Here is a 22,734-nt window from a genome sequence, read left to right as displayed (position 1 = left end):
CGGAGGGATCGCTCGGCGCGTCCAGGCGTTGGGTGTCCGCCGCAAGGCGAAGCTTGGGGAACGGGTGGAGAGGGGTGTCGATGACGAAGCGCGTCCGTAAGGCTGTCCTGCCGGTGGCGGGGCTGGGGACCCGTGTGCTGCCGGGGGCCAAGACCACGCCCAAGAACCTGCTGAACGTCGTCGACAGGCCGATCCTGTCGTACATCGTCGAGGAGGCGCGCGCCGCCGGCATCGAGCACTTCGTGTTCATCGTCGGCCGGGGCCAGGGCGCGATCGAGGACTACTTCGACGCCTCGCCCGAGATCGAGCAGGCGCTCGAGGCCAAGGGCAAGACGGCGATCCTGGAGGAGGTCCGCCGCGACCTGCCGCAGCCCGGCCAGATGAGCTTCATCCGCCAGATGGCCCCGCTCGGCCTCGGCCACGCGGTGTGGTGCGCCCGCGACGTGATCGGCGACGAGCCGTTCGCCGTGATGCTGCCCGACATGCTGATGGCCGCCGAGACCCCGGCCCTCGCCCAGGCGGTGGCCGCCCACGACAAGGTCGGCGGCAACATCGTGGTGGTGGAGCCGGCGCCGGAGGGCGAGGCCCACAAGTACGGCATCGTCGCGCTGGACGGCCAGGACGGCCGCCTCAACCGGATGACCGGCATGGTCGAGAAGCCCGCGCCGGGGACGGAGCCGTCGAACCTGTTCATCTCGGGCCGCTACATCCTGCAGCCGGACATCTTCGAGATCCTCGAGACCCAGGAGCGCGGCGCGGGCGGCGAGATCCAGCTCACCGACGGCATGGCCAACCTCATGAAGCGCCAGGACTTCCATGCGCTGGAGTACGAGGGCACGACCTACGACTGCGGCGACAAGATCGGCCTGCTGCGGGCCAACGTCGCCTTCGCGCTCCGGCGCCCCGACCTGGCCGACGCGGCCCGCGCGGCGATCCGGGAACTGCTTTAACCCCAGAGGCTTCCGCAGACCCGCGGTCTGCGGTAGCCGTTCACAAAACGGGGGAGAAGGGAGCGGCGCCTTGCGCGTACTGATCCTCGGCGGGGACGGATTCTGCGGCTGGCCGACCGCGCTGCATCTCTCCGCGCGCGGCCACGAGGTGGCGATCGCCGACAACCTGTCCCGACGCCGGATCGACGACGAGTTGCGCGCCTGGTCGCTGACCCCCATCGCCGACATCGAGACCCGGCTGGCCGCCTGGCGCGAGGTCTCGGGCCGCGACATCGGCTTCCACCGGCTCACGGTGGGCAAGGACTACGACGAGCTGCTGGCCCTGCTGCAGGCGTTCCGGCCGGACGCGGTGGTGCACTTCGCCGAGCAGCGCGCGGCGCCCTATTCGATGAAGTCGGCGCGGCACAAGCGCTACACTGTCGACAACAACCTGAACGCCACCAACGACATCCTGGCGGCGATCGTGGACAGCGGCCTCGACGTCCACCTGGCGCACCTCGGCACCATGGGCGTCTACGGCTACGGCACGGCCGGCATGGCCATCCCGGAAGGCTATCTGACGGTGAAGGTGGAGACGCCCTCGGGCTGGGCGCCGCGGGAGATCCTGTATCCGGCGAACCCGGGCTCGATCTACCACATGACCAAGACGCAGGACGCCCTGCTCTTCCAGTTCTACGCCAAGAACGACCACGTCCGGATCACAGACCTGCACCAGGGCATCGTCTGGGGCACCCAGACCGCCGAGACCCGTCTCGATCCGCGGCTGATCAACCGGTTCGACTACGACGGCGACTACGGGACCGTGCTGAACCGGTTCCTGATGCAGGCGGCGGTCGGCTATCCGCTCACCGTGCACGGGCCGGGCGGCCAGACGCGGGCCTTCATCAACATCCAGGACACCGTGCGCTGCGTGGAGCTCGCCCTGCTGCACCCGCCGGAGCGCGGCGAGCGGGTGAAGGTGATGAACCAGATGACCGAATGCTGGCGGGTCCGCGACCTCGCCCAGATGATCGCGCGGCTGACCGGCGCGGAGGTGGCCCACCTGCCGAACCCCCGGCAGGAGGCGGACGAGAACGACCTCGCGGTCGAGAACCGGCGCCTGCTCTCGTACGGGCTAGACCCGATCACACTGGAGGACGGCCTCCTGCTGGAGGTCGCCGAGATCGCCCGGGCCTACGCCGAGCGCGCGGACCTGTCGAAGATCCCCTGCGTCTCGGCCTGGAACGCGGAGCGCGCCGCCGCGACGGCGGCCGCCCGGGCGGGCGCCGTCGCCGCGGAATAGCGCTTGCGGCTGTTCGTCTTCGGCTACGGCTTCACCGCCCGGGCGCTGGCGAGACGGCTGCAGCCGTGCGGCTGGGAGGTGCACGGCACGGTCCGCCGGCCCGAGGACGCGCCGGCGCTCGCCGCGGAAGGTGTGATCGCCCACCTCCTGAGCTCGCCCGACACGATCGCGGCGGCCCTGGCCGGCGCGCAGGCGCTGCTGATCACCGCCCCGCCGGGACCCGAGGGCTGCCCCGCCCTGCCCGTGCTGGTTCCGGCGCTGGCCCACGCCCGGGCCTTCCCGGACTGGACCGGCTATCTCTCCACGACCGGCGTCTATGGCGACCGCCGGGGCCGCTGGGTGTTCGAGACCAGCCGGCTCGCCGCCCAGTCAGTGGAGGGCGCGCGGCGGGTGGCGGCCGAACGCGACTGGCTGGAGGTCGGCCGGGGCATGGGGCTGAGCGTCACCGTCTTCCGGCTGCCCGGCATCTACGGCCCGGGCCGCTCCGCCTTCGACCGCCTGCGCGCCGGCCAGGCCCGGCGGATCACGGCGCCGGGGCAGGTGTTCTCCCGCATCCACGTGGACGACCTGGCGGCGGGGCTCGAGGCCTCGATCGCCCGGCCGCGGGCCGGCGGGATCTACAACCTGTGCGACGACGAGCCGGCGCCGAACCCCGACGTGATCGCCTACGCCGCGCGCCTGCTGGGGATTGCGCCGCCGCCGGAGATCCCGCTGGCCGAGGCCGGCCTGTCCGCCCAGGCCATGCGCTTCTACGCCGAGAGCAAACGGGTCTCGAACGCCCGCGCCAAGGCCGAGCTGGGCTGGCGGCCGGCCTATCCGACCTACCGCGAAGGCCTGGCCGCGATCCTGGCCGCCGGCGGCTAGGCCGGCGGGCGACGGGCGGCCACGAGGATGCCGGCCAGGATCAGGACCATGCCCACAGCGTGGTGTGGACCGAAGGCCTCGCCCAGCAGAAGGACCGCGAGGATCGCGCCGAAGATCGGCTGGACGTGCAGGTACTGGCTGGCCCGCGCTGCCCCCGAAAGTTCGATGCCGCGATTGTAGAACAGGTAGGACAGGAACGACGGGAAGATCGCCACATAGGCGATGCCCGCGAAGCTCGCCGGCGAGACGACGATCCGGTGTCCGGCGGCGAGCTCCACCGCATAGAGCGGCGCGAGCAGGACGAGGGAGGCCACGAAGGTCGCCCACAGCAGGCTGAGGGCATGCACCTGCGGCCGCTGGCGCAGCATCAGGGAGTAGACCGCGTAGAGCACCACGCCGATCAGGATCAGGCCGTCGCCGGCGTTGAGCCCGAGGTGCAGCAGGTCCCAGGGCCGGCCATGGGTCACCACCGCCAGCACGCCGACCAGCGACAGCGCCATGCCGGCGATCTGCCACCTGTTCACCCGGTCGCGGAGCGCGAGCCAGCCGAACAGCATCACGAGCGGCGGGATCGCCGCCTGCATGACCACGCTGTTGAGCGCCGTGGTGGTCTGGAGGCCGAAGTAGAGCAGGACGCCGAAGCTCGCCACGCCCATGGCGGCCAGCGCCACGATCATCTTCCACCGGCGGCGCAGCTCGGGCCAGTCGCGCTTCAGGTGCGGCCAGGCGAGCGGCGTGACCAGCACCAGGGCCGCCGCCCAGCGCCAGAACGACAGGGCGACGGGCGGTACGGCGCCGGCGAGCGCCCGGCCGGCGATCGAGTTGCCCGCCCAGAACAGCATGGTCAGGCAGAGCAGCAGGGGCGCGGCGCGCCAGAGGGCGGCGGGGCTCAGGAGACGGCCTCGTCCACGGCGGCGACGATCCGGGCGATGTCCTGCGGCCGGGACAGGCGATGGTCGCCGTCCTTGATCAGGGTGAAGACCACGTCCCGGCCCTTCAGGCCCTGAGCCAGCTCCAGTGCGTGGCGCCAGGGGACGTCGGGGTCCTCGCCGCCCTGCAGGATGCGCACCGGCGCCTCGATGGGGATCTCCTGAGCCTCCAGGATCGACCAGCGCGCCCCGTCCTCCAGCAGCTCGCGGGTGATCGGATAGGGCTCGCCGTACTCCGATGGCCTCAGCCAAACCCCGTCGCGCGCGAGGTCGGCCAGCCCTTCCGGCGGGATCTCCGGCTTCATCAGCTTCTCGGTGAAGTCGGGCGCCGGCGCGATCAGCACCAGCGCCTTCACCCGCTCGGGCCGGGCCATGGCCGCCAGGCAGGCGATCCAGCCGCCCATGGACGAGCCGACCAGCACGGTCTCGCCCGCGGCGAGTTCGTCGATCACCGCCAGCGCATCCTCGCGCCAGCGGGTGATGGTCCCGGAGCGGAAGTCGCCTTCGGACTCGCCGTGGCCGAAGTAGTCGAACCGCACATAGGCGCGGCCGCGGGCCTGCGCCCAGTCCGCCAGCGCCTCGGCCTTGGCGCCGGCCATGTCCGACTTGAAGCCGCCCAGCCACACGACCGTCGGGCCTTCGCCGGCGACGCGCTTCCAGGCGATCCGGTAGCCCGGCCGCGCGAGGTGTCCGCTCTCTTCGCTCATGGCGGGGTCTTAGCCCGGGGCCGGCGGTGTTTACCATCGCCCGTTTCGCGCTATGGGAAGGACGTGGCCCTGCCCCCTGGTTTCACCCTCCTGCAGGTCGTCCCGGAGCTCGAGACCGGCGGCGCCGAGCAGACCACCCTGGAGGTGGCCCGCGCGGTCGTACAGGCCGGCGGCCGGGCGATCGTGGCGAGCCGTGGCGGGCGCATGGCGGCGCGGCTGGCGGCCGACGGCGGCGAGCTCGTGCCGCTGGAGGCCCAGTCCAAGAACCCGCTGGTGATACTTGGCAACGCGCGACGCCTGGCGGCGCTGATCCGGCGGGAGAAGGTCAGCCTCGTCCATGCCCGCAGCCGGGCCCCGGCCTTCTCGGCCCTGTGGGCGGCGCGCGCCACCGGCAGGCCGTTCGTGGCCACCTACCACGGGGTCTACAAGGCCAAGTCCGGGCTGAAGCGCTGGTACAATGCGGTGATGACCCGCGGCGACCTCGTGATCGCCAACTCCGACTACACTCGCGCCCACGTCCTGGCCGAGCACCACCTGCCTGCTGAGAAGGTCGTGACCATCCCCCGCGGCGTGGATCTCGACCGTTTCGATCCGGAGAAGGTGGCGCCCGAGCGCGTCGCGCGCCTGCGCGAGGCCTGGGGGATCCCGCCCGGCGATCCACGGACCAAGGTGCTGCTCGCCGGCCGGCTGACGCGGATCAAGGGCCACGCCACCATCGTCGACGCTGTCGCGCGGCTGGCGGCGGAGGGCCGGCGCGACCTGCTCGTCCTGTTCGCCGGCGACGACCAGGGCCGCACCGAGTACCGCCAGGAGCTGGAGGCGCAGATCGCCGCCGCCGCTCTTCAGGACACGGTAAAGATCGTCGGGCATTGTGACGACATGCCCGCGGCCTTCCTGCTCTGCGACCTGGCCATCCTGCCCACGACCGTGCCGGAGTCCTTCGGCCGCGCGGCGGTTGAGCCGCAGGCCATGGGCCGGCCGGTCGTCGCCTCCGCCCACGGCGGCACGGTGGAGACGGTGGTCGACGGGTTGACCGGCTGGCTGGTCCCGCCGGGCGACGCTCCGGCCTGGGCCGAGGCGCTTCGCACCGCCGTGGACGCTGGTCCCGCCCGACGCGGCGAGATGGGCCGCACCGCCATGGACCGCGCCCGTCAGCTCTACCGGGTGGACGCCATGTGCGCCGCGACGCTGGCGGCCTACGAACGGGTGCTGGAGGCCCGCGCCTGATGGCCCGCGGCGTAAAGAAGATCCTGGTCGTCAAGCTGGGGGCGCTGGGCGACTTCGTCCTGGCGCTGGCGGCGATGAAGAAGATCCGCGAGGCGCACCGCAAGGATCACATCACCCTGCTCACCACGCCGCCGTTCGAGGCGCTGGCCAAGTCCTGCCCCTACTTCAACGCGGTGGAGACGGACGGTCGCCCCGAGACCTTCGCCCAGTGGATGGCGCTCCGGAAGCGCCTGAAGGCGGCGGGCTACGACCGCGTCTACGACCTGCAGACCTCGTCGGCCTCCAACCGCATCTTCCAGATCCTGCGCCCCAACCCGCCGGCCTGGTCCGGCATCGCGCTCGGCTGCTCGCTGCCGCACCGGAACAAGCTGCGCGACCACATGCACACGCTGGAGCGGCACGCCGACCAGTTGATGTACGCCGGCATCTGGCCCGACGCGCCGACCGCGCCCGGCGAGGCGCCGCCCCCCGACCTGTCGTGGATCTGGAAGAACCAGCCCTCCGACCGGCCCGTGCCGGGTGCGGTGAAGCCGAGGGCCTATGTGATGTTCGTCCCCGGCGGCTCGGCGCACCGCCCGGAGAAGCGCTGGCCGGTGGACCGCTACGCCGAACTGGCCCGCATCCTCTACGGCCGCGGCTTCGACATCGTGATCATCGGCGGTCCGCAGGAGACGGCGCTGGCGCATGCGATCCAGCGCACCGTGCCGCGCGCCCGGGACCTCACGGGCCGCACCGATTTCGCGCGCATCGCCGTGCTGGGCGCCAAGGCGGCGCTGGCGGTGGGGAACGACACGGGCCCGCTGCACCTCGCGGCCGCCGCCGGAGCCCCGACCGTGGTGCTGTTCTCGGGCGCGTCGGACCCCGCCCTGTCGGCCCCGCGGGGGAAGGTCGCCGTCCTGCGGGCGGAGAAACTGTCGGAGCTTCCTGTGGCCAAGGTGGCACAGGCTGCAGTTTCTCTCGCGCCAACCCCGGCCAGCGCGGGTTGATACCGGGGCGGCGCTCACGCATATACTTTATCGAGCGACCGGAGCGCAGTTAGCGCGCCGGCGTTTTGCGTTGAAACAACACTCGGAGCCTCGCCTATTCGCCGCCCCATGCAGGCGCCGCCCGTCAAAGACGGTCCGCGCATCAATGATGAAATCCGCGTTCCCCGCGTCCTCCTCATCGACCAGAACGGTGAGAAGCAGGGCGTGATGCCGACCTCCGCCGCGCTGGAGGCCGCCGAAGAGGCCGGCCTCGACCTGGTGGAAATCGTTCCGAATGCGGATCCGCCCGTTTGCAAGATCCTGGACTACGGCAAGTTCAAGTTCCAGGAGCAGAAGAAGAAGAACGAGGCGCGCAAGCGGCAGAAGGTGGTGGAGATCAAGGAGATCAAGCTCCGCCCGAACATCGACACGCACGACTACGAGACCAAGGCGAAGTCGATGCATCGGTTCTTCGAAGAGGGCGACAAGGTGAAGGTCACCCTGCGCTTCCGCGGTCGCGAGCTGGCCCACCCGGAACTGGGCATGAAGCTCCTCCAGAAGGTGAAGGCCGACTTCGAGCCGGTCGCCAAGGTGGAGTACGAGCCCCGGATGGAGGGCCGCCAGATGATCATGATCCTCGCGCCGCGGTAGACGCGTGAAGCCGGGACATCTCGGAATCTGGGGAGCGGTCGCCGTCACGGCGGCCGCTTTTCATTTGCCCGCCGCCGCGCAAGACAAGACGACGCCGGAGAACGCACCCTACCCGTCGTTCAAGATCGCCGAGGGCCTCTACTACGTGGGCGCGGCGGACTACGCGGCCTACCTGCTCACGACCAGGGCCGGGCTGATCGTCATCGACGGCGGCGACGGGCCCACCGGCCGGCAGGTGGTGGCCAACATCCGCACCCTGGGCTTCGACCCGAAGACGGTGAAGGTGCTGGTCAACACCCACCAGCACTTTGACCACGCGGCGGGCCTCGCCGAGGTCAAGCGGGCCGCGCCGGGCGCGAAGCTCTACGCCAGCGCCGCGGACGCGCCGATCATCGAGGCCGGCGGCAAGGGCGACCCTTACCTGAAGGGCCCGCAGTGGGAGTACGCGCCCACCAAGGTCGATGCGATTATCAAGGACGGGCAGAAGATCACCCTCGGCGGCGTGACCCTGACCGCGCACGTGACGCCCGGCCACACCAAGGGCTGCACCACCTGGACCTTTCCGGTCACCGTCGCCGGCAAGGTGCGCCAGGCGCTGGTCCACTGCTCGTCGAGCGTCCTGCCGGGCTACCGCCTGGTGGCGCCCGAGACCTATCCAGGCATGGCCGCCGACTACGAACGGAGCCACCGCTTCTGGCTGAACGCCCCGTGCGAGGTGTTCCTGGCCAGCCACACGCGGTTCTTCGATCTCAAGGCCAAGCACGAGGCCCTGAAGGGTGGCAAGGTCGACGCCTTCGTCGATCCCGCTGGCTGCAAGGCCTACTACCAGGCCTCCTACAAGGCGTTTCGGACCGAGCTCGAGAAGCAGCAGAAGGCCACGACCGCGAAGTAGTCGGACGAACTGAGGTGTTGCTGATCGCCGCGGCTCAGTCCTAGCCTAGGGCATGTCCGAAACGCCGCCTGGGGAGGCGACGAAGCCGCCCCGCTTCGCGGCCGCGTCCCTGATCTCTCTCATCTTCCTGAACATGCTGGGCTTCGGGATCATCGTCCCGCTGCTGCCCTTCTATGCGAAGTCGTTCGACGCCCCGCCCTGGCAGGTGGCGCTGATCTTCTCGGCCTTCTCCGTCGGCACCTTCTTCGGCGAGCCGTTCTGGGGACGTCTTTCGGATCGCTACGGCCGCAAGCCGCTGCTCATCTCGACCATCATCGCCAATGGCCTCTGCTACCTGGCGCTGGCGTTCGCGCCCAACGCCTGGGCGGCGTTCGGCATCCGGCTGCTGGGCGGGCTGTTCTCCGGCAACGGGTCGGTGATCCAGGGCTACATCGCCGACGTGACGCCGCCCGAGCGCCGCACGCGCGCGCTGAGCTACCAGAGCGCGGCCTGGAACGTCGGCCTGATCGTCGGCCCCTCGCTCGGCGGCCTGTTCGCCCATCCCGAGGCGGGACCTGTCGGCTTCCAGCTCCCGCTGTTCATCGCGTCCGGCATGTTCGGCGCCTGCGCACTCGGCATCCTGCTGGTCATCCGCGAGAGCCGGGCCCGCGAGGTCGGCCCGCCCCGCCATCCGAGCCGGTGGCGCGCCACCGGCGAGGCGGCCCGCCACCCGGTGATCGGCAAGCTGATGCTGGTCACCTTCCTGGTCGGCTTCGCCTTCACCGGGGTGGAGTCGATCTTCGGCCTGTGGGCGCAGGAGCGCTACGGATGGGGTCCGCGCGAGGTCGGCATCGCCTTCGCCTTCGCCGGCGCGGCCTCGGCGGTGACCCAGATGACGTTCACCGGGCCGCTGGCCGAGCGCTACGGCCAGGGCCGGATGCTGGCGGTCGGCATGGCGCTGACCATGGTCTGTCTCGCGCTGCAGCCGGTGGTGAACAGCGGGCCGGCGACGATCGCCGTCATGTCGCTGAGCGCCATCGGCGCCTCCATCGCCTGGCCGAACGTGGCGGCGATGATCTCGGAGTCCGCCGACCCGCACCGCCAGGGTCAGATCCTCGGGCTCAACAACGCCATGAGCGCGCTGGCCCGGGTGATCGGGCCGTTCTGCGCCGGTCTCTCCTTCGCAGGGCTGACCATTCACGGCCCCTTCCTCCAGGGGGCGCTGGCCGTCGCGCCGGCCGTGTGGCTGGCGCTCGCCGCCGGCGAGATCGCCCGGCGCAGGCGCGGCGGCGCCGGCCCGCCATGACGGCCTGAGGGCCGCCGCCTTGCGCCGCCGGCCCGTTTCGCGTATTAGCCCGCCCCTTCGGAGCCGCCTGGCCAAAGGCATGCCATGGCGGTTCATAAACACGACCAGAAGGACGGAGCTTCGCGGCTCCGACGTGAAATGCCGAAACTGAAGACGAAGTCGGGCGCGAAGAAGCGCTTCAAGCTGACGGCGACGGGCAAGCTCAAGGCCGGCGTGGCCGGCAAGCGCCACCGCCTGATCAGCCACAACGCCAAGTACATCCGTCAGAACCGCGGGACCAAGGTGATGAGCGAAGCCGACGCTCAGATCATCAAGAAGTTCCTGCCGTACGGCCTCTAAGGGAGATCTGACAGATGGCTCGCGTGAAGAGGGGCGTCACCGCCCACGCCAAGCACAAGAAGGTCCTGGAGCAGGCCAAGGGCTTCTACGGCCGCCGCAAGAACACCATCCGCGCGGCCAAGGCCGCGGTGGACAAGGCCGGCCAGTACGCCTACCGCGACCGCAAGGTCCGCAAGCGCAACTTCCGTTCGCTGTGGATCCAGCGGATCAACGCCGCGGCGCGCCTCGAGGGCTTCACCTACTCGCAGTTTATCCACGGCCTGAGCCAGGCCGGGATCGAGATGGACCGCAAGGTCCTCGCGGACATCGCGGGTAACGATCCGACCGGGTTCAAGGCCATCGCCGACAAGGTTCGCGCCGCGCTGGCTTAAGGCTACGGGGTCCTCGAGATCCGGGACTTAAGGAAAAGCCCTCCGGCCGAACCGCCGGAGGGCTTTTTGCTGTGCGCGCTCCGGGTTCACGAACGTCCCTTCCCCCTCTAAGAACCCCACCGTCATGACCGACCTTTCCCAACTCGAAGCCGACCTCACCGGCGCGATCGCCGCCGCCGGCGATGTGGCCGCCCTCGAGGCGGTGCGCGTCGCCGCCCTCGGCAAGTCCGGCTCCGTCTCCGAGCTGCTCAAGACCATGGGCCAGCTCAGCCCCGACGAGCGCCGCGAGCGCGGCCCGCTGATCAATGGGCTGCGCGACCGGATCACCGCGGCCATCGCCGCGCGCAAAGCCGAGCTGGAGGCCGCCGAGCTGGAGGCGCGGCTCGCCGCCGAGCGCGTCGACCTGACCCTGCCCCCTCCGCCGGAGCGCCGGGGCCGCGTGCATCCCACCATGCAGGTGCTGGACGAGATGATCGCCATCTTCGCCGACATGGGCTTCGGCCTGGCGGAGGGCCCGGACATCGAGGACGACTTCCACAACTTCACGGCGCTCAACTTCCCGCCCAAGCACCCGGCGCGGGAGATGCACGACACCTTCTGGCTGCCCGTGGACGCCGACGGCGAGCGCAAGCTCCTGCGCACCCACACCAGCCCGGTGCAGGTGCGGGTCATGCAGCAGGGCCAGAACGCCAAGCTCCCGAGCTGGATCGCCCAAGGCCAGGCGCCGCCGATCCGCGTCATCGTGCCGGGCCGCGTCTACCGCTCGGACAGCGACGCCACCCACACGCCCATGTTCCACCAGATGGAAGGCCTGGTCATCGACCGGAACATCCACATGGGCCACCTGAAGTGGACGCTCGACGCCTTCACCCGCCGGTTCTTCGAGACGGACGCGGTGGTCACCCGCTTCCGCCCCCACCACTTCCCGTTCACCGAGCCCTCCTGCGAGATGGACGTGCAGTGCGACCGGTCGGGCGGCTCGATCAAGATCGGCGAGGGCTCCGACTGGCTGGAGATCCTCGGCGGCGGCATGGTCCACCCCAAGGTGCTCATCAACTGCGGCCTCGACCCGGACGAATGGCAGGGCTTCGCCTTCGGCCTCGGGATCGATCGCCTGGGCGCGCTGAAGTACGGCATGCCCGACCTGCGCGACATGTTCGCCGCCGACACCCGCTGGCTGGAGCACTGGGGCTTCTCGGCCTTCCAGGCGCCGAACCCGGCCACCGGCCTGAGCTGAGCGCCTGAGAGGATAAAGCGATGAAGTTCACCCTCTCCTGGCTCAAGGAGCACCTGGACACGACCGCCTCCGTGCAGGAGGTGGTCGACGCCATGACCATGGCCGGCCTCGAGGTCGAAGGGGTCGAGGACCCCGCCTCCAAGCTCGCCAAGTTCTCGGTCGCCAAGATCGTCGAGGCCGTGCAGCACCCGAACGCCGACAAGCTGCGGGTCTGCCAGGTCGACACCAAGGACGGCCGGCTGGAGATCGTCTGCGGCGCCCCGAACGCGCGCCCGGGCCTGACCACCATCTACGCCCCCATCGGCGCCTATGTGCCCGGCAGCGGCATCACGCTGGAGCCGCGGCCGGTGCGCGGCGTGGTCTCCAACGGCATGCTCTGCTCGGCCAAGGAGCTGGAGGTCTCGGAGGAGTCGAACGGCATTGTCGAGCTGCCGGACGAGCTGCCGGTGGGCGCTCCGGCCGTGGAGGCCTTCGGCCTGGAGGCCGTCATCGACTTCGAGGTGACGCCGAACCGGCCCGACTGGCTGGGCGTGCGCGGCATCGCCCGCGACCTCGCCGCCGCCGGCCTCGGCACGCTGAAGCCCGATCCGCTGGAGCCGGTCCCGGGGCGGTACCCCTGCCCCGTCGAAATCCGCGTCGACGGCGACGCCTGCCCGGTGTTCGCCGGCCGGGTGATCCGCGGGGTTAAGAACGGCCCCTCGCCCGCCTGGCTGCAGCAGCGGCTGGTGTCGGTGGGCCTGCGCCCGATCAACGCCCTGGTGGACGTCACCAACTACATCACCTACGACCGCGCCCGCCCGCTGCACGTCTACGACCGCGCCTTGATGGTCGGCGACGTGATCGAGGCGCGGCTCGGCAAGGGCCCGGCCGAACCTTCCGGCGAGGACACGCCGACGCCGCACGCCCACAAGGACGAGCAGCTCATCGCCCTCGATGGCAAGACCTATGACCTGACGCCCGAGATGAGCGTCATCGCCGACGCCGACGGGCAGCGGCCGATCGGCATCGGCGGGGTCATGGGCGGGGAGAGCACGGGCTGCTCCGAGACGACGGTGGACGTGTTCGTCGAGTGCGCCTGGTTCGACCCGATCCGCACCGCCCAGACCGGCCGCACCACCGGCATCACCTCCGACGCCCAGTACCGCTTCGCCCGCGGCGTCGACCCGGAGAGCCTCGTGCCGGGCCTCGAGCTCGCCACGCGGATGATCCTGGAGCTGTGCGGCGGTGAGCCGTCGGAGATCCGGGTCGCCGGCCAGGCCCCCGCCCGCCCGGCGGCGTTCGAGTTCGATCGCGGCTACGTGAAGAAGCTCTCCGGCCTCGACCTGCCGCGCGAGCGCACGGACGACATCCTGCGCAAGCTCGGCTTCGAGCTGGATGGCGAGCGCGTCCAGCCGCCCTCCTGGCGCCGCGACGTGGAAGGCAAGGCCGACCTCGTGGAGGAGATCGCCCGGATCGAGGGCTACGATCGCCTGCCGCTCGAGCCGCTTCCCGAGGTCGCCGCCCCGGCCGGCGGCGCGCTCACCGTGCGCCAGTCGCGCATGCGCACCGCCCGCCGGGCCATGGCCGCGCGCGGCTATGCCGAGGCCGTCACCTGGAGCTTCCTGCGTACGGAGTGGGCCCAGCTCTTCGGCGGCGGCCAGCCGCAACTGGTGCTCGCCAATCCGATCGCCGCGGACCTCGCCTGCATGCGGCCGTCCGTGCTGCCCAATCTGATCGAGGCCGCGGCCCGCAACGCGCGCAAGGGGTTCCCCGACGCCGCCCTGTTCGAGGTCGGCCCGAACTTCCGCGGCGACCAGCCGGGCGACCAGTGGACGGCGGTGGCCGCCCTGCTCGCGCCGCACCGACCCAAGCACTGGGCGGGCGCGGCGGGCGACGATCTGTTCCGGCTCAAGGGCGACCTGATCTTCCTGCTGGAGGAGCTGGGCGCGCCGGCGTTGCAGACGGTCCAGGGCCAGAACTCGCCCTGGTGGCACCCTGGCCGTTCGGCCCGCCTGCAGCTCGGACCCAAGACCGTCGTCGCCGAGTTCGGCGAGCTTCATCCGCGCATCCTCAAGGCGCTCGACGCCGAGGGGCCGATGCTGGCCTTCGAGCTGAACCTCGAGGCGATCCCCGAGCCCAAGAAGAAGGCGGTGAAGACCAAGCCGGCGCTGGAGCTCTCCGCGCTTATGCCGCTGCGCCGCGACTTCGCCTTCGTCGTCGACGAGGCGACCCCGGCCGGCGACCTCGTCCGGCCGATCGCCGGCGTCGACAAGGCGCTGATCGCCGACGTGCGGATCTTCGACGTCTACCAGGGCAAGGGCGTTCCCGAAGGCCAGAAGTCGGTCGCCGTGGAGGTCCTCCTGCAGCCGCGCGAGAAGACCCTGACCGACGCGGAGATCGAGGCCCTGTCGGCCAAGATCGTGGCGGTGGCCGAAAAGGCCGTGGGCGCGAAGCTCCGCGGCTAATCCCGGCGCGACGCCGCGGCCCATTGGACCGCGGCGGCCGCTCCGCCATGCTCGGACGATGAGCGACTCCCCCTCACCGCCGCGCACCTGCTTGGGCTGCGACGCCTGCTGCACGGTGATGGCGGTGCGCGAGCTGCCGAAGCCGGCGGGGGAGCCGTGCCGGCATCTGCTGGGCGAGGCCCGCGGCTGCGCCGTATGGGGCGAGCATCCGCCCTCGTGCCAGACCTTCCATTGCCTGTGGCGGCACGGCGAGGCGCCTGAGCGGCTATTTCCGCCGTCGTGCGGCTTCGTGCTGGCGGCGGGCGAACGCGACCGCTGGCCGGTCGCCGTGCAGGTCGTGTCGCTGCCCGGCCGCCGCCACGCCTGGAACACGCCGGAAAACCGGGCGGCCTTCAGCGCGCTCGCCACGGCGTGGAACGGCGTCGTGACGATTACGGACCCGCACGGCTGCGCCACCCACGCCTTCGCACCCAGCGGGCGGGTCTATTCCCGCACCCTGCATCCCGAGGTCTTCCCAGAGGGCGGCGCCATCGTGGCGGTGCCGAGGTCCGACTACGCCGCCTGACCGGCGCCCCCGCCTAGAACGGCAGGACGTTCCGCTTCCGCGAGTAGTTCAGGTAGCCGACGTTCGCGCCCAGCCGGACGCCGACGCCTGCGCGGATCGGCGCGAGGGTGACCCCGGCCGCCTTCTGGTAGTTCACGCCCAGGCCGCCCACGAAATAGGCCGAGCCTTCGACACCCGGGAACCGCTGGAAGATCGTGTCCGGCTCCTGCAGGTCGTAGCAGAGGGTGAACACGCGGCTGGCGTTGCCGCCGAAGTCCCAGCCGGCCGACGGGCCCTGCCAGAACACCTCCACCGGCTCGCGGCCCTTCATGTACAGCAGGCCCCGGCCGTAGCGGGCGCCGAACACCAGGGCGCCGGAGGCTTCCTCGCCGGCGATGTAGGCGGTGGGACGGCCGTTGTTGGCGAAGATCTTCTCCACCGCCGCGCCCGCCGTCTCCGCGGTCACGCCCATGAAGTCCGAAACGTTCTGGACGATCTCGTCGCGCGTGTAGGTCTGCGCCTGGCCCGGCGGTTGCGCCGGATAGCTGGGCGTGGAGTTCGGCGGCGGCGGCGCTTCGGCGCGGCCGGCCGGCGGGGCCGGGTCGTCAGCCGAGCGGACGGGCGGCAGTTCGCGGACTTCGGTGGACTGGGCGCGGGCGAGGCCTGCGGCGCCGAGCGACACCAGGCCGGTCATGATCAGGGTGCGGCGATCCATGGGCGCCTATTCCTCCAGAGGTCTTCAGCCAGCTCCCGCCCAGGTGACTGATGGCTGCGCGCAGCTTAACGCCGGATTAACCACGCACGTCCGTGACGCGACGCCGCGTCCCTCGCAGAGCGCCCGATATGTGCTAGGAGGCGCGCCTGATGACGACTTCCCTCGACAAGATCCGCAACTTCTCCATCGTCGCGCACATCGACCACGGCAAGTCGACCCTGTCCGACCGCCTGATCCAGGAGACCGGCGCGCTGACCGCGCGCGAGATGTCCGAGCAGGTGCTCGACAACATGGACATCGAGCGCGAGCGCGGGATCACCATCAAGGCCCAGACGGTCCGGCTGCACTACAAGGCCGACGACGGCGAGACCTACGTCCTCAACCTGATGGACACCCCCGGGCACGTGGACTTCGCCTACGAGGTCTCCCGCTCGCTCGCCGCCTGCGAAGGCTCGATCCTGGTGGTGGACGCCTCGCAAGGCGTCGAGGCCCAGACCCTCGCCAACGTCTACCAGGCGATCGACAACAATCACGAGATCGTGCCCGTCCTGAACAAGATCGACCTGCCGGCCGCCGAACCGGAACGGGTGCGCCAGCAGATCGAGGACGTCATCGGCCTCGACGCCTCGGACGCTGTGGAGTGCTCGGCCAAGACCGGCATCGGCATCCACGACGTTCTGGAAGCCATCGTGAAGCGCCTGCCGCCGCCGAAGGGCGACCGCGACGCGCCGCTGAAGGCGCTGCTGGTGGACGCCTGGTACGACCAGTACCTGGGCGTGGTCGTGCTGGTCCGCGTCTTCGACGGCACTCTGAAGGTCGGCCAGAAGGTCAAGATGATGCAGACCGGGGCCGAGTATCAGATCGACCGCCTCGGCGTCTTCCGGCCCAAGCAGACGGACGTGGCCGAGCTCGGCCCGGGCGAGGTCGGCTTCATCACCGCCTCGATCAAGGAAGTCGCCCACGCCGCCGTCGGCGACACCATCACCGACACCCGCAAGCCTACCGATGCGCCGCTTGCCGGCTTCCGCGAGGTGCAGCCGGTGGTGTTCTGCGGCCTCTTCCCCGTGGACGCCGCCGACTTCGAGGACCTGCGCGCCGCCATCGGGCGCCTGCGCCTGAACGACGCCTCGTTCAGCTATGAGATGGAGACCAGCGCGGCGCTGGGCTTCGGCTTCCGCTGCGGCTTCCTGGGTCTGCTGCACCTGGAGATCATCCAGGAGCGCCTGAGCCGCGAGTTCGACCTCGACCTGATCGCCACGGCCCCGTCGGTGGTCTACCGCGTGACGATGACCAACGGCGACGAGATCGAGCTGCACAATCCGGCGGACCTGCCGGACCCGGTGAAGATCGAGAGCATCGCCGAGCCGTGGATCAAGGCGACCATCTTCACGCCCGACGACTACCTCGGCCCGATCATCAAGCTCTGCCAGGACCGCCGCGGCCAGCAGCGCGAGCTCTCCTACGTGGGCAACCGCGCCATGGTCGTCTACGACCTGCCGCTGAACGAGGTCGTGTTCGACTTCTACGACCGGCTGAAGTCCATCTCGAAGGGCTACGCCTCGTTCGACTACACGATCGAGGAGTACCGCACGGGCGACCTCGTGAAGATGTCGATCCTGGTCAACGCCGAGCCGGTGGACGCGCTCTCCATGCTGGTGCACCGCGACCGGGCCGAGAGCCGCGGCCGGGGCATGGTCGAGAAGATGAAAGAACTCATCCCGCCGCACATGTTCCAGATCCCGATCCAGGCGGCGATCGGCGGGCGGATCATCGCGCGCGAGACGGTGCGCGCGCTCCGCAAGGACGTGACGGCCAAGTGCTACGGCGGCGACGCCACCCGCAAGCGCAAGCTCCTCGACAAGCAGAAGGAGGGCAAGAAGCGCATGCGCCAGTTCGGCAAGGTGGAGATCCCGCAGGAAGCCTTCATCGCCGCCCTCAAGATGGACGCGGACTGACGCGGGGATCCTATGCTCGCCTCTCCCGCTAGAGCCGCGGGAGAGAACCGGCTCAGAGCTGGTTGAACTCGCCGCAGCGGCACTTCACCACCATGTCGGCCAGCACCGAGCGGTCCTGGGCGGTGAAGATGACGTCGTCGCAGGCCCCGCAAACGAACTTGGCGGTGGCGCCGGCGGCGACCTGATCCTGGGCCTCCACCACGGTCCGGCGGCCCACGAACAGGCCGGGGAAGGTGCGCATCGAGACCTCGAGCATGGGACGTGTCTACTCCTGAACCTGGGCCGCCTATAACCCAGCCCCTTCGCACCTGCAAAAACTCTTGTAAGCCGCCATTGTTGCAACGCAACGTTCTTTGAACGCCGTTTGCCCCCAATGCTCAGGTGTGAGGCGGCCCCTGCCCGGCGGCCGGGCGCCTGCGGGGCGGCACGGCGCGCCAGAGCGCCAGCACGAGCGCGAACAACGCCAGGTACATCGCCGTGAACGCCCACATGGGAAGCGGCCAATAGATGAGCCGGTTCACAGCCCGCATGATCAGCGGGTCCTGCGCTCCGCCCCCGGTGAGGCCGTCCTGCCAGACGGTGAGAAAGCAGGCACGGCCGAGGACGGCCTGCAGGGCCACCACTACCCACGAGACCACGTGCAGCGCCCGCCACGCGCGGATCCGCACCCAGTCCCACCCGCACCGCGCGCCCACCGGGATGGCGACAAGCCCCAGCACGTTGAAGGCGATCACCAGCAGGTGCAGCAGCAGGACGAGCTGGCCGAGCGCGGCGTTCATCCGCCCATCCTGCCCGTGCCCTGCGGCGCAGAGAAGGAACGCGTTTCCCGCCGCGGCGATTGGTTGGCATGCGGTTCCTGTGCGACGAGATGCTGGTGCGGCTCGCCCGCCTGCTCCGGGCGGCGGGGTATGACACCTACCTGGCGAGCGGCGGGCAGAACGATGCGGCCCTGCTGCACATCGCCCGCGAGGAGGGCCGGCTGCTGCTGACCAAGGACCGGCGCCTGGCCGAGGCGGCGGAGCCCGACTCGGTGCTGATCGCCGGCCGCGGCGTCGAGGCCCAGGCGCAGTCGCTGAGCGCCGCCGTGGCCCTGGACTGGTCCTGCGCGCCGTTCACCCGCTGCGTCATGGACAATGCGCGCCTGCGGCCCGCCACGCTCGACGAGATCGACACCATGCCGCCGCAGGCCCAGGCCCTGCCCGGACCGTTCCGCGCCTGCCCCGCCTGTGGGCGCCTCTACTGGCCGGGCAGCCATGTGCGGCGCATGTCGGCGAGGCTCGGCGGGCTCGCTTCGCCGGGCACTTGACGATTTGATGACGGCGCCGGAAATGGCTCGCCAAGAACTCGGTGGGGGAACCGGATGCGGAAACTGATCGTGCTCGGCGCGGCTCTTTCGGCGCTGTGGGTGTCGGGCTGCAACACCATGTCGGGCATTGGGCGCGACCTGGAGGCTGCGGGCTCGGCGGTCAGCGGCGCGGCCGAGGACGCCAAGCGCTGAGACGGGAGGGAACGGCCGCGCCGCGCGCGCCGTTCGACGGGGACCAAGCCCACGAGGAGGTCCCCATGAGCACGTCAAAGCACCCCGGCCCCGGCGAGGCCCAGCCGCCCCGCGACGACCTGCAGGACGATCCCGGCATCGGCGCCTCGCGCGGCACGACCATCTCGGGCGAGGATCCGCACATCCTGCGCCAGGACGGCGAGAACACCGAGGAAGGCGACGTCGGCAACGACACCGACGCCACCGGCGCGCCGACGCCGATTGAGCAGCAACGCTCCCATCCGTAAGCCGGCGACTCTTCGTCTCGCGCCCTTCCCACGCGGAGTCCGGCGGGCCATATGGGGCGGCCATGGCTGAAATCCGTTATCCGCTCGGCCCGTCGGTCTCCCGCGGCCTCAAGCACCGCTGCCCCGCCTGCGGGCAAGGCAAGCTGTTCCGGAAGTACCTGAAGGTCACGCCGCGCTGCGAGGCCTGCGACCACGACCTGGCCCGCTACCCGGCCGACGACGGCCCGGCCTACCTGACCATCCTGCTGGTCGGTCACCTGATCGTGGGGCCGCTGTTCTTCTTCCCGATCGTCTGGGAGAGCCCGGCGGTCTACTCCGTGCCCATCCTGCTGGGTTCGCTGGGCGTCATCACCCTGCTCGCCCTGCCGCGCATCAAGGGCGGCTGGATCGGGCTGATGTATGCGCTGGGCGTCACCGACCGCGAGGCGCGCCTGCATACCGCGGACGCCGCAGACTGACGATTGGCGCGGCCGCGCCTGATCCCTTAGCATCCCCCCATCGGACCAGGGGGACGGATGACGGCGGAAGAGACGGGTGTCGACACCCAGGCGCCCGGCGCGCTGCGGCAAGGCGGGCTGACGCCCCTCCAGCGGGCGAGGGCCATCGTCGGCGGCTCGGCCGGCAACCTCGTCGAGTGGTACGACTGGTTCGCCTACTCGTCCTTCGCCCTCTACTTCGCGCCGCACTTCTTCCCGGCCGGCGACACCACCGCCCAGCTCCTGCAGACGGCGGCGATCTTCGCGGTGGGCTTCTTCGCGCGGCCGCTGGGCGCCTGGCTGATGGGCCTCTACGCCGATCGGCACGGCCGACGCGCGGCGCTGGCCATGAGCGTCGCGATGATGTGCGCCGGCGCGCTGGCCATCGCGGTGCTGCCCGACGCCCGCCAGATCGGCGCCTGGGCGCCGCTCGGCCTGCTCGCCGCCCGCATTCTGCAGGGCCTGTCGGTGGGCGGCGAGTACGGCGCGAGCGCGACCTACATCTCCGAGATGGCCAGCCGCGCCCGACGCGGCTTCTGGGCGAGCTTCCAGTACGTGACGCTGATCGCGGGCCAGCTCCTGGCGCTGGGCGTGCTGATCCTGCTCCAGAACCTGATGCCGCGGGCCGCGCTGGAGGACTGGGGCTGGCGCATCCCGTTCTTCATCGGCGGCGCGCTGGCCGTGGTGGTGTTCTGGATCCGCCGCGGCATGGACGAGAGCACGTCGTACCTGACCGCCAAGGCCGAGGGCGCCGAGCGCGCCCACACCATGATGCTGTTCGCCCGCTTCCCGCGGGAGAGCGCGATGATCTTCGTCCTGACGGCGGCGGGGTCGTTGGCCTTCTACGCCTACACCACCTACATGCAGAAGTTCCTGGTCAACACCGCGGGCTTCACCAAGGGCGCGGCGACCTCGATCACCGCCGTGGCCCTCATCGTCTACATGCTCGCCCAGCCGGCGTTCGGCTGGCTGTCGGACAAGATCGGCCGGCGCGGGGCCATCGCCATCGCCTTCGGCGGTGGCGCCGTCGCCACCTATCCAGTCATGACCGCCCTGGCCGGGACCACCTCGGCGGCCGGCGCGCTGGCGCTGATCATCCTGCTGCTGGTGATCCTGTCGGGCTACACCGCGGTCAGCGGCCTGGTGAAGGCCGAGCTGTTCCCCGCCCACGTCCGCGCCCTGGGCGTCGCCCTCCCCTACGCCGTCGCCAACGCCATGTTCGGCGGCACCGCCGAGTACGTGGCCCTCTGGTTCAAGGACGCCGGCATGGAGCACGGCTTCTATATCTACGTCTCGGTGATGATGGCCGCTGGCCTTCTCGTCGCCCTGAGGCTGCGCGACACCAACCGGCAGAGCCTGATCCTGGAGGACTGAGGCGTGGGCCCGCTCGACATCGCCGCCTTCGGCGTCTTCCTCGTCTGCTGGCTCGCCTACCAGCCGCTGCTGGGCTTCGTGTCCAAGCAGCGCGGGGGGGTGATCAACACCGACATGACGGTCATCCGGGCGGCCTGGATGCGCAACATGGTGGGGCGCGAGAACCGGTTCATGGACGGCCAGCTCCTCGGCCATGCCCTCAACTCGGCCTCGTTCTTCGCCTCGTCCAACCTGATCCTGATCGCCGCCGCCGCCGGGGCGCTGTTCGGGGGCGAGGCGACGTTCCGCAGCGTCTCGGCCCTGGAGGTGATCCGCACCTCCTCGCGCTTCCTGTTCGAGTTCCAGCTCGCCCTGGTGCTGGTCTGCCTGGCCCGCGGCCTGCTCGACTTCATCTGGTCGATCCGTCAGATGAACTACTGCATCGCCACCGTGGGCGCGGTGCCGGACGGCCTGACGACGGAGGAGACCGAGCAGTTCGGGCAGATCTCGGCCCGGCTCCTGAACCCGGCGCTCTCGTCGTTCAACTCGGGGATCCGCGGCTACTACTTCGCCATCGCCGCCGGCGCCTGGCTGTTCGGCCCCTGGGCCTTCATGGCCGCCACCCTGGGCTCCATCACCCTGCTGTTCTGGCGCCAGCGGCGTTCGCCGGCCGCCAAGGCCATCGGCGACCTTCGCCGGCTGCTGGAGGCGACGCCTAGGCGAGCCCCAGTTCCAGCCGAGCCTTCTTCGTCAGCTTCGCCGCTATCAGGGAATGAGCCGTGACGAGCCAGCCTTCCAGCTCGTCACGAGACACGTCGTCGAGGTCCACGATCACCCATTGGCCCTTGGCCAGATAGGGCGCCTGGCGAGCGGGACCGCCCTCCTCGGTGAGCACGACGAAGCCGATCTCGGTCACCTTGAACGAGATCGCTCCCTCGCCGCAGATGGCGAACACCTTGCCGCCCACCTTGTAGACGTCCGACCCGCCCCACTGGACCACCTTGGCGGTGGCGGGCAGGGACAGGGCGAACGCCTCGACCTCGGTGGGCGTCACGGCGTCAGGCCTGGACGCCGACGCCGATCGGGCAGGTGACGCCCGTGCCGCCGATGCCGCAGTAGCCGTTCGGGTTCTTGGCCAGGTACTGCTGGTGGTAGTCCTCGGCGAAGTAGAACGGCCCGGCCGGCGCGATCTCGGTGGTGATGCGGCCAAGGCCGCTCTTCGAAAGCGCCTGCTGGTAGGCCTCGCGGGAGGCCTCGGCGGCCTGGGCCTGGGCATCGTTCACCGGGTAGATGCCCGAGCGGTACTGGGTGCCGATGTCGTTGCCCTGGCGCATGCCCTGGGTCGGATCGTGGTTCTCCCAGAAGGCCTTCAGCAGGTCCTCGTACGTGACGACCTTCGGATCGTAGACCACCAGCACGGCCTCGGTGTGGCCGGTCCGGCCCGAGCAGACCTCCTCGTAGGAGGGATTGGGCGTGATGCCGTTCACATAGCCCACCGCCGTCACGTAGACGCCCGGCAGGTTCCAGAACACGCGCTCCACGCCCCAGAAGCAGCCCATGGCGAAGACCGCCGTCTCCAGCCCGTCGGGATAGGGTCCCTTCAGCGGCCGACCGTTGACGAAGTGGGTCTCGGCGGTGGGGATCGGGTGCGCGCGGCCGGGGAGAGCGGTCTCCTGCGTCGGCAGCTCGAGCGTCTTCTGGAACAGCATGGAAGGCTCCTGGAACTGGTCCCGGAATATAGGCGCTCCAAGCCCGACTTGCAC

The 22,734-nt window shown here is 70.4% G+C and carries 27 protein-coding genes; 20 read left to right on the top strand and 7 right to left on the bottom strand.

Going from position 1 to position 22,734, the window contains the following annotated elements:
* Positions 1 to 80 precede the first annotated feature (80 nt).
* From ACE3Q8_RS12955 to ACE3Q8_RS12945, 3 genes are all read left to right on the top strand, one after another.
* Positions 81 to 950, top strand: coding sequence for a UTP--glucose-1-phosphate uridylyltransferase (locus ACE3Q8_RS12955; RefSeq protein ID WP_374470687.1), 870 nt, complete (start codon positions 81 to 83; stop codon positions 948 to 950).
* Positions 951 to 1,020: 70 nt separating this feature from the next.
* Complete coding sequence (locus ACE3Q8_RS12950) at positions 1,021 to 2,232, top strand: NAD-dependent epimerase/dehydratase family protein (RefSeq protein ID WP_374470686.1); 1,212 nt, start codon at positions 1,021 to 1,023, stop codon at positions 2,230 to 2,232.
* Between the two features lie 3 nt (positions 2,233 to 2,235).
* The gene (locus ACE3Q8_RS12945; RefSeq protein WP_374470685.1) at positions 2,236 to 3,096 is read left to right on the top strand and encodes an SDR family oxidoreductase; all 861 of its coding nucleotides are present in this window, start codon (positions 2,236 to 2,238) and stop codon (positions 3,094 to 3,096) included.
* Here the strand turns inward: ACE3Q8_RS12945 and ACE3Q8_RS12940 are convergent.
* Complete coding sequence (locus ACE3Q8_RS12940; RefSeq protein ID WP_374470745.1) at positions 3,093 to 3,944, bottom strand: DMT family transporter; 852 nt, start codon at positions 3,942 to 3,944, stop codon at positions 3,093 to 3,095. The genes ACE3Q8_RS12945 and ACE3Q8_RS12940 overlap by 4 nt on opposite strands.
* 41 nt (positions 3,945 to 3,985) lie before the next feature.
* Positions 3,986 to 4,732 (bottom strand): alpha/beta fold hydrolase, encoded by a 747-nt coding sequence (locus tag ACE3Q8_RS12935; protein ID WP_374470684.1) that lies wholly within the window; start codon positions 4,730 to 4,732, stop codon positions 3,986 to 3,988.
* A gap of 63 nt (positions 4,733 to 4,795) precedes the next feature.
* Between ACE3Q8_RS12935 and ACE3Q8_RS12930 the strand changes: the two genes are divergently transcribed.
* The 10 genes from ACE3Q8_RS12930 (at position 4,796) to ACE3Q8_RS12885 (ending at position 14,708) form a co-directional block, all read left to right on the top strand.
* The gene (locus ACE3Q8_RS12930) at positions 4,796 to 5,959 is read left to right on the top strand and encodes a glycosyltransferase family 4 protein (protein WP_374470683.1); all 1,164 of its coding nucleotides are present in this window, start codon (positions 4,796 to 4,798) and stop codon (positions 5,957 to 5,959) included.
* Complete coding sequence (locus ACE3Q8_RS12925; RefSeq protein ID WP_374470682.1) at positions 5,959 to 6,945, top strand: glycosyltransferase family 9 protein; 987 nt, start codon at positions 5,959 to 5,961, stop codon at positions 6,943 to 6,945. The genes ACE3Q8_RS12930 and ACE3Q8_RS12925 overlap by 1 nt, the downstream gene beginning before the upstream one ends.
* Before the next feature lie 108 nt (positions 6,946 to 7,053).
* On the top strand, positions 7,054 to 7,575 hold the full coding sequence (gene infC, locus ACE3Q8_RS12920; RefSeq protein WP_374470681.1) for a translation initiation factor IF-3: 522 nt from the start codon (positions 7,054 to 7,056) through the stop codon (positions 7,573 to 7,575).
* A gap of 64 nt (positions 7,576 to 7,639) precedes the next feature.
* Complete coding sequence (bla, locus tag ACE3Q8_RS12915) at positions 7,640 to 8,467, top strand: subclass B3 metallo-beta-lactamase (RefSeq protein WP_374470680.1); 828 nt, start codon at positions 7,640 to 7,642, stop codon at positions 8,465 to 8,467.
* A gap of 52 nt (positions 8,468 to 8,519) precedes the next feature.
* Entirely contained in the window at positions 8,520 to 9,752 is a 1,233-nt protein-coding gene (locus ACE3Q8_RS12910; RefSeq protein ID WP_374470679.1) for an MFS transporter, read from the top strand.
* Positions 9,753 to 9,890: 138 nt separating this feature from the next.
* Complete coding sequence (gene rpmI, locus ACE3Q8_RS12905) at positions 9,891 to 10,091, top strand: 50S ribosomal protein L35 (RefSeq protein ID WP_332046955.1); 201 nt, start codon at positions 9,891 to 9,893, stop codon at positions 10,089 to 10,091.
* 14 nt (positions 10,092 to 10,105) lie between these two features.
* Positions 10,106 to 10,462 (top strand): 50S ribosomal protein L20, encoded by a 357-nt coding sequence (gene rplT / locus ACE3Q8_RS12900; protein ID WP_374470678.1) that lies wholly within the window; start codon positions 10,106 to 10,108, stop codon positions 10,460 to 10,462.
* Between the two features lie 124 nt (positions 10,463 to 10,586).
* Positions 10,587 to 11,699, top strand: a complete 1,113-nt coding sequence (pheS, locus tag ACE3Q8_RS12895; RefSeq protein WP_374470677.1) for a phenylalanine--tRNA ligase subunit alpha — start codon at positions 10,587 to 10,589, stop codon at positions 11,697 to 11,699.
* A 20-nt stretch (positions 11,700 to 11,719) separates the two neighbouring features.
* On the top strand, positions 11,720 to 14,143 hold the full coding sequence (gene pheT, locus ACE3Q8_RS12890) for a phenylalanine--tRNA ligase subunit beta (RefSeq protein WP_374470676.1): 2,424 nt from the start codon (positions 11,720 to 11,722) through the stop codon (positions 14,141 to 14,143).
* A gap of 58 nt (positions 14,144 to 14,201) precedes the next feature.
* Positions 14,202 to 14,708 (top strand): hypothetical protein, encoded by a 507-nt coding sequence (locus tag ACE3Q8_RS12885; protein WP_374470675.1) that lies wholly within the window; start codon positions 14,202 to 14,204, stop codon positions 14,706 to 14,708.
* A gap of 13 nt (positions 14,709 to 14,721) precedes the next feature.
* On the opposite strand, the gene ACE3Q8_RS12880 is transcribed toward ACE3Q8_RS12885, so the two are convergent.
* A complete protein-coding gene (locus ACE3Q8_RS12880; protein ID WP_374470674.1) occupies positions 14,722 to 15,402 on the bottom strand; it encodes a DUF1134 domain-containing protein in 681 nt (226 codons plus the stop codon).
* 146 nt (positions 15,403 to 15,548) lie between these two features.
* On the opposite strand from ACE3Q8_RS12880, the gene lepA reads away from it, so the two are divergent.
* Entirely contained in the window at positions 15,549 to 17,357 is a 1,809-nt protein-coding gene (gene lepA / locus ACE3Q8_RS12875) for a translation elongation factor 4 (protein WP_374470744.1), read from the top strand.
* Between the two features lie 52 nt (positions 17,358 to 17,409).
* On the opposite strand, the gene ACE3Q8_RS12870 is transcribed toward lepA, so the two are convergent.
* Positions 17,410 to 17,613: a hypothetical protein gene (locus ACE3Q8_RS12870; protein WP_374470673.1), complete on the bottom strand. Its 204-nt coding sequence runs from the start codon at positions 17,611 to 17,613 to the stop codon at positions 17,410 to 17,412.
* Between the two features lie 121 nt (positions 17,614 to 17,734).
* Complete coding sequence (locus ACE3Q8_RS12865) at positions 17,735 to 18,136, bottom strand: DUF2784 family protein (protein WP_374470672.1); 402 nt, start codon at positions 18,134 to 18,136, stop codon at positions 17,735 to 17,737.
* 68 nt (positions 18,137 to 18,204) lie between these two features.
* Between ACE3Q8_RS12865 and ACE3Q8_RS12860 the strand changes: the two genes are divergently transcribed.
* The 6 genes from ACE3Q8_RS12860 (at position 18,205) to ACE3Q8_RS12835 (ending at position 21,754) form a co-directional block, all read left to right on the top strand.
* Positions 18,205 to 18,663 (top strand): Mut7-C RNAse domain-containing protein, encoded by a 459-nt coding sequence (locus ACE3Q8_RS12860; RefSeq protein ID WP_374470671.1) that lies wholly within the window; start codon positions 18,205 to 18,207, stop codon positions 18,661 to 18,663.
* A 54-nt stretch (positions 18,664 to 18,717) separates the two neighbouring features.
* Entirely contained in the window at positions 18,718 to 18,855 is a 138-nt protein-coding gene (locus ACE3Q8_RS12855; RefSeq protein WP_374470670.1) for an entericidin A/B family lipoprotein, read from the top strand.
* Positions 18,856 to 18,920: 65 nt separating this feature from the next.
* Positions 18,921 to 19,142 (top strand): hypothetical protein, encoded by a 222-nt coding sequence (locus tag ACE3Q8_RS12850; protein ID WP_374470669.1) that lies wholly within the window; start codon positions 18,921 to 18,923, stop codon positions 19,140 to 19,142.
* 62 nt (positions 19,143 to 19,204) lie between these two features.
* Positions 19,205 to 19,600 carry a DUF983 domain-containing protein gene (locus tag ACE3Q8_RS12845; RefSeq protein ID WP_374470668.1) on the top strand — a complete coding sequence of 132 codons (396 nt, stop codon included), beginning with the start codon at positions 19,205 to 19,207 and terminating at the stop codon, positions 19,598 to 19,600.
* A 57-nt stretch (positions 19,601 to 19,657) separates the two neighbouring features.
* Positions 19,658 to 20,992 (top strand): MFS transporter, encoded by a 1,335-nt coding sequence (locus tag ACE3Q8_RS12840; protein ID WP_374470667.1) that lies wholly within the window; start codon positions 19,658 to 19,660, stop codon positions 20,990 to 20,992.
* A gap of 3 nt (positions 20,993 to 20,995) precedes the next feature.
* Positions 20,996 to 21,754 (top strand): DUF599 domain-containing protein, encoded by a 759-nt coding sequence (locus ACE3Q8_RS12835; protein WP_374470666.1) that lies wholly within the window; start codon positions 20,996 to 20,998, stop codon positions 21,752 to 21,754.
* On the opposite strand, the gene ACE3Q8_RS12830 is transcribed toward ACE3Q8_RS12835, so the two are convergent.
* Together ACE3Q8_RS12830 and msrA are read right to left on the bottom strand one after the other, a co-directional pair.
* On the bottom strand, positions 21,687 to 22,025 hold the full coding sequence (locus tag ACE3Q8_RS12830; protein ID WP_374470665.1) for an MmcQ/YjbR family DNA-binding protein: 339 nt from the start codon (positions 22,023 to 22,025) through the stop codon (positions 21,687 to 21,689). The two genes, ACE3Q8_RS12835 and ACE3Q8_RS12830, sit on opposite strands and share 68 nt — an antisense overlap.
* 4 nt (positions 22,026 to 22,029) lie before the next feature.
* Positions 22,030 to 22,680 carry a peptide-methionine (S)-S-oxide reductase MsrA gene (gene msrA / locus ACE3Q8_RS12825; RefSeq protein ID WP_374470664.1) on the bottom strand — a complete coding sequence of 217 codons (651 nt, stop codon included), beginning with the start codon at positions 22,678 to 22,680 and terminating at the stop codon, positions 22,030 to 22,032.
* Positions 22,681 to 22,734: the final 54 nt, after the last annotated feature.

This window comes from Phenylobacterium sp., from assembly GCF_041913825.1.
Lineage (GTDB): Bacteria > Pseudomonadota > Alphaproteobacteria > Caulobacterales > Caulobacteraceae > Phenylobacterium.
The sequence above is the reverse complement of the archived record's forward strand: the minus strand, read 5'-3'. Positions and strand labels throughout refer to the sequence as shown.

What these genes read in the sequence shown, in the direction of transcription:
- ACE3Q8_RS12955 (WP_374470687.1), top strand. Translation starts at nt 81, where the DNA reads ATGACGAAGCGCGTCCGTAAGGCTGTCCTGCCGGTGGCGGGGCTGGGG.
- ACE3Q8_RS12935 (WP_374470684.1), bottom strand. Translation starts at nt 4,732, where the DNA reads ATGAGCGAAGAGAGCGGACACCTCGCGCGGCCGGGCTACCGGATCGCC.
- ACE3Q8_RS12925 (WP_374470682.1), top strand. Translation starts at nt 5,959, where the DNA reads ATGGCCCGCGGCGTAAAGAAGATCCTGGTCGTCAAGCTGGGGGCGCTG.
- infC (WP_374470681.1), top strand. Translation starts at nt 7,054, where the DNA reads ATGCAGGCGCCGCCCGTCAAAGACGGTCCGCGCATCAATGATGAAATC.
- ACE3Q8_RS12910 (WP_374470679.1), top strand. Translation starts at nt 8,520, where the DNA reads ATGTCCGAAACGCCGCCTGGGGAGGCGACGAAGCCGCCCCGCTTCGCG.
- rpmI (WP_332046955.1), top strand. Translation starts at nt 9,891, where the DNA reads ATGCCGAAACTGAAGACGAAGTCGGGCGCGAAGAAGCGCTTCAAGCTG.
- rplT (WP_374470678.1), top strand. Translation starts at nt 10,106, where the DNA reads ATGGCTCGCGTGAAGAGGGGCGTCACCGCCCACGCCAAGCACAAGAAG.
- pheS (WP_374470677.1), top strand. Translation starts at nt 10,587, where the DNA reads ATGACCGACCTTTCCCAACTCGAAGCCGACCTCACCGGCGCGATCGCC.
- pheT (WP_374470676.1), top strand. Translation starts at nt 11,720, where the DNA reads ATGAAGTTCACCCTCTCCTGGCTCAAGGAGCACCTGGACACGACCGCC.
- ACE3Q8_RS12885 (WP_374470675.1), top strand. Translation starts at nt 14,202, where the DNA reads ATGAGCGACTCCCCCTCACCGCCGCGCACCTGCTTGGGCTGCGACGCC.
- ACE3Q8_RS12880 (WP_374470674.1), bottom strand. Translation starts at nt 15,402, where the DNA reads ATGGATCGCCGCACCCTGATCATGACCGGCCTGGTGTCGCTCGGCGCC.
- ACE3Q8_RS12870 (WP_374470673.1), bottom strand. Translation starts at nt 17,613, where the DNA reads ATGCTCGAGGTCTCGATGCGCACCTTCCCCGGCCTGTTCGTGGGCCGC.
- ACE3Q8_RS12865 (WP_374470672.1), bottom strand. Translation starts at nt 18,136, where the DNA reads ATGAACGCCGCGCTCGGCCAGCTCGTCCTGCTGCTGCACCTGCTGGTG.
- ACE3Q8_RS12860 (WP_374470671.1), top strand. Translation starts at nt 18,205, where the DNA reads ATGCGGTTCCTGTGCGACGAGATGCTGGTGCGGCTCGCCCGCCTGCTC.
- ACE3Q8_RS12855 (WP_374470670.1), top strand. Translation starts at nt 18,718, where the DNA reads ATGCGGAAACTGATCGTGCTCGGCGCGGCTCTTTCGGCGCTGTGGGTG.
- ACE3Q8_RS12850 (WP_374470669.1), top strand. Translation starts at nt 18,921, where the DNA reads ATGAGCACGTCAAAGCACCCCGGCCCCGGCGAGGCCCAGCCGCCCCGC.
- ACE3Q8_RS12845 (WP_374470668.1), top strand. Translation starts at nt 19,205, where the DNA reads ATGGCTGAAATCCGTTATCCGCTCGGCCCGTCGGTCTCCCGCGGCCTC.
- ACE3Q8_RS12840 (WP_374470667.1), top strand. Translation starts at nt 19,658, where the DNA reads ATGACGGCGGAAGAGACGGGTGTCGACACCCAGGCGCCCGGCGCGCTG.
- msrA (WP_374470664.1), bottom strand. Translation starts at nt 22,680, where the DNA reads ATGCTGTTCCAGAAGACGCTCGAGCTGCCGACGCAGGAGACCGCTCTC.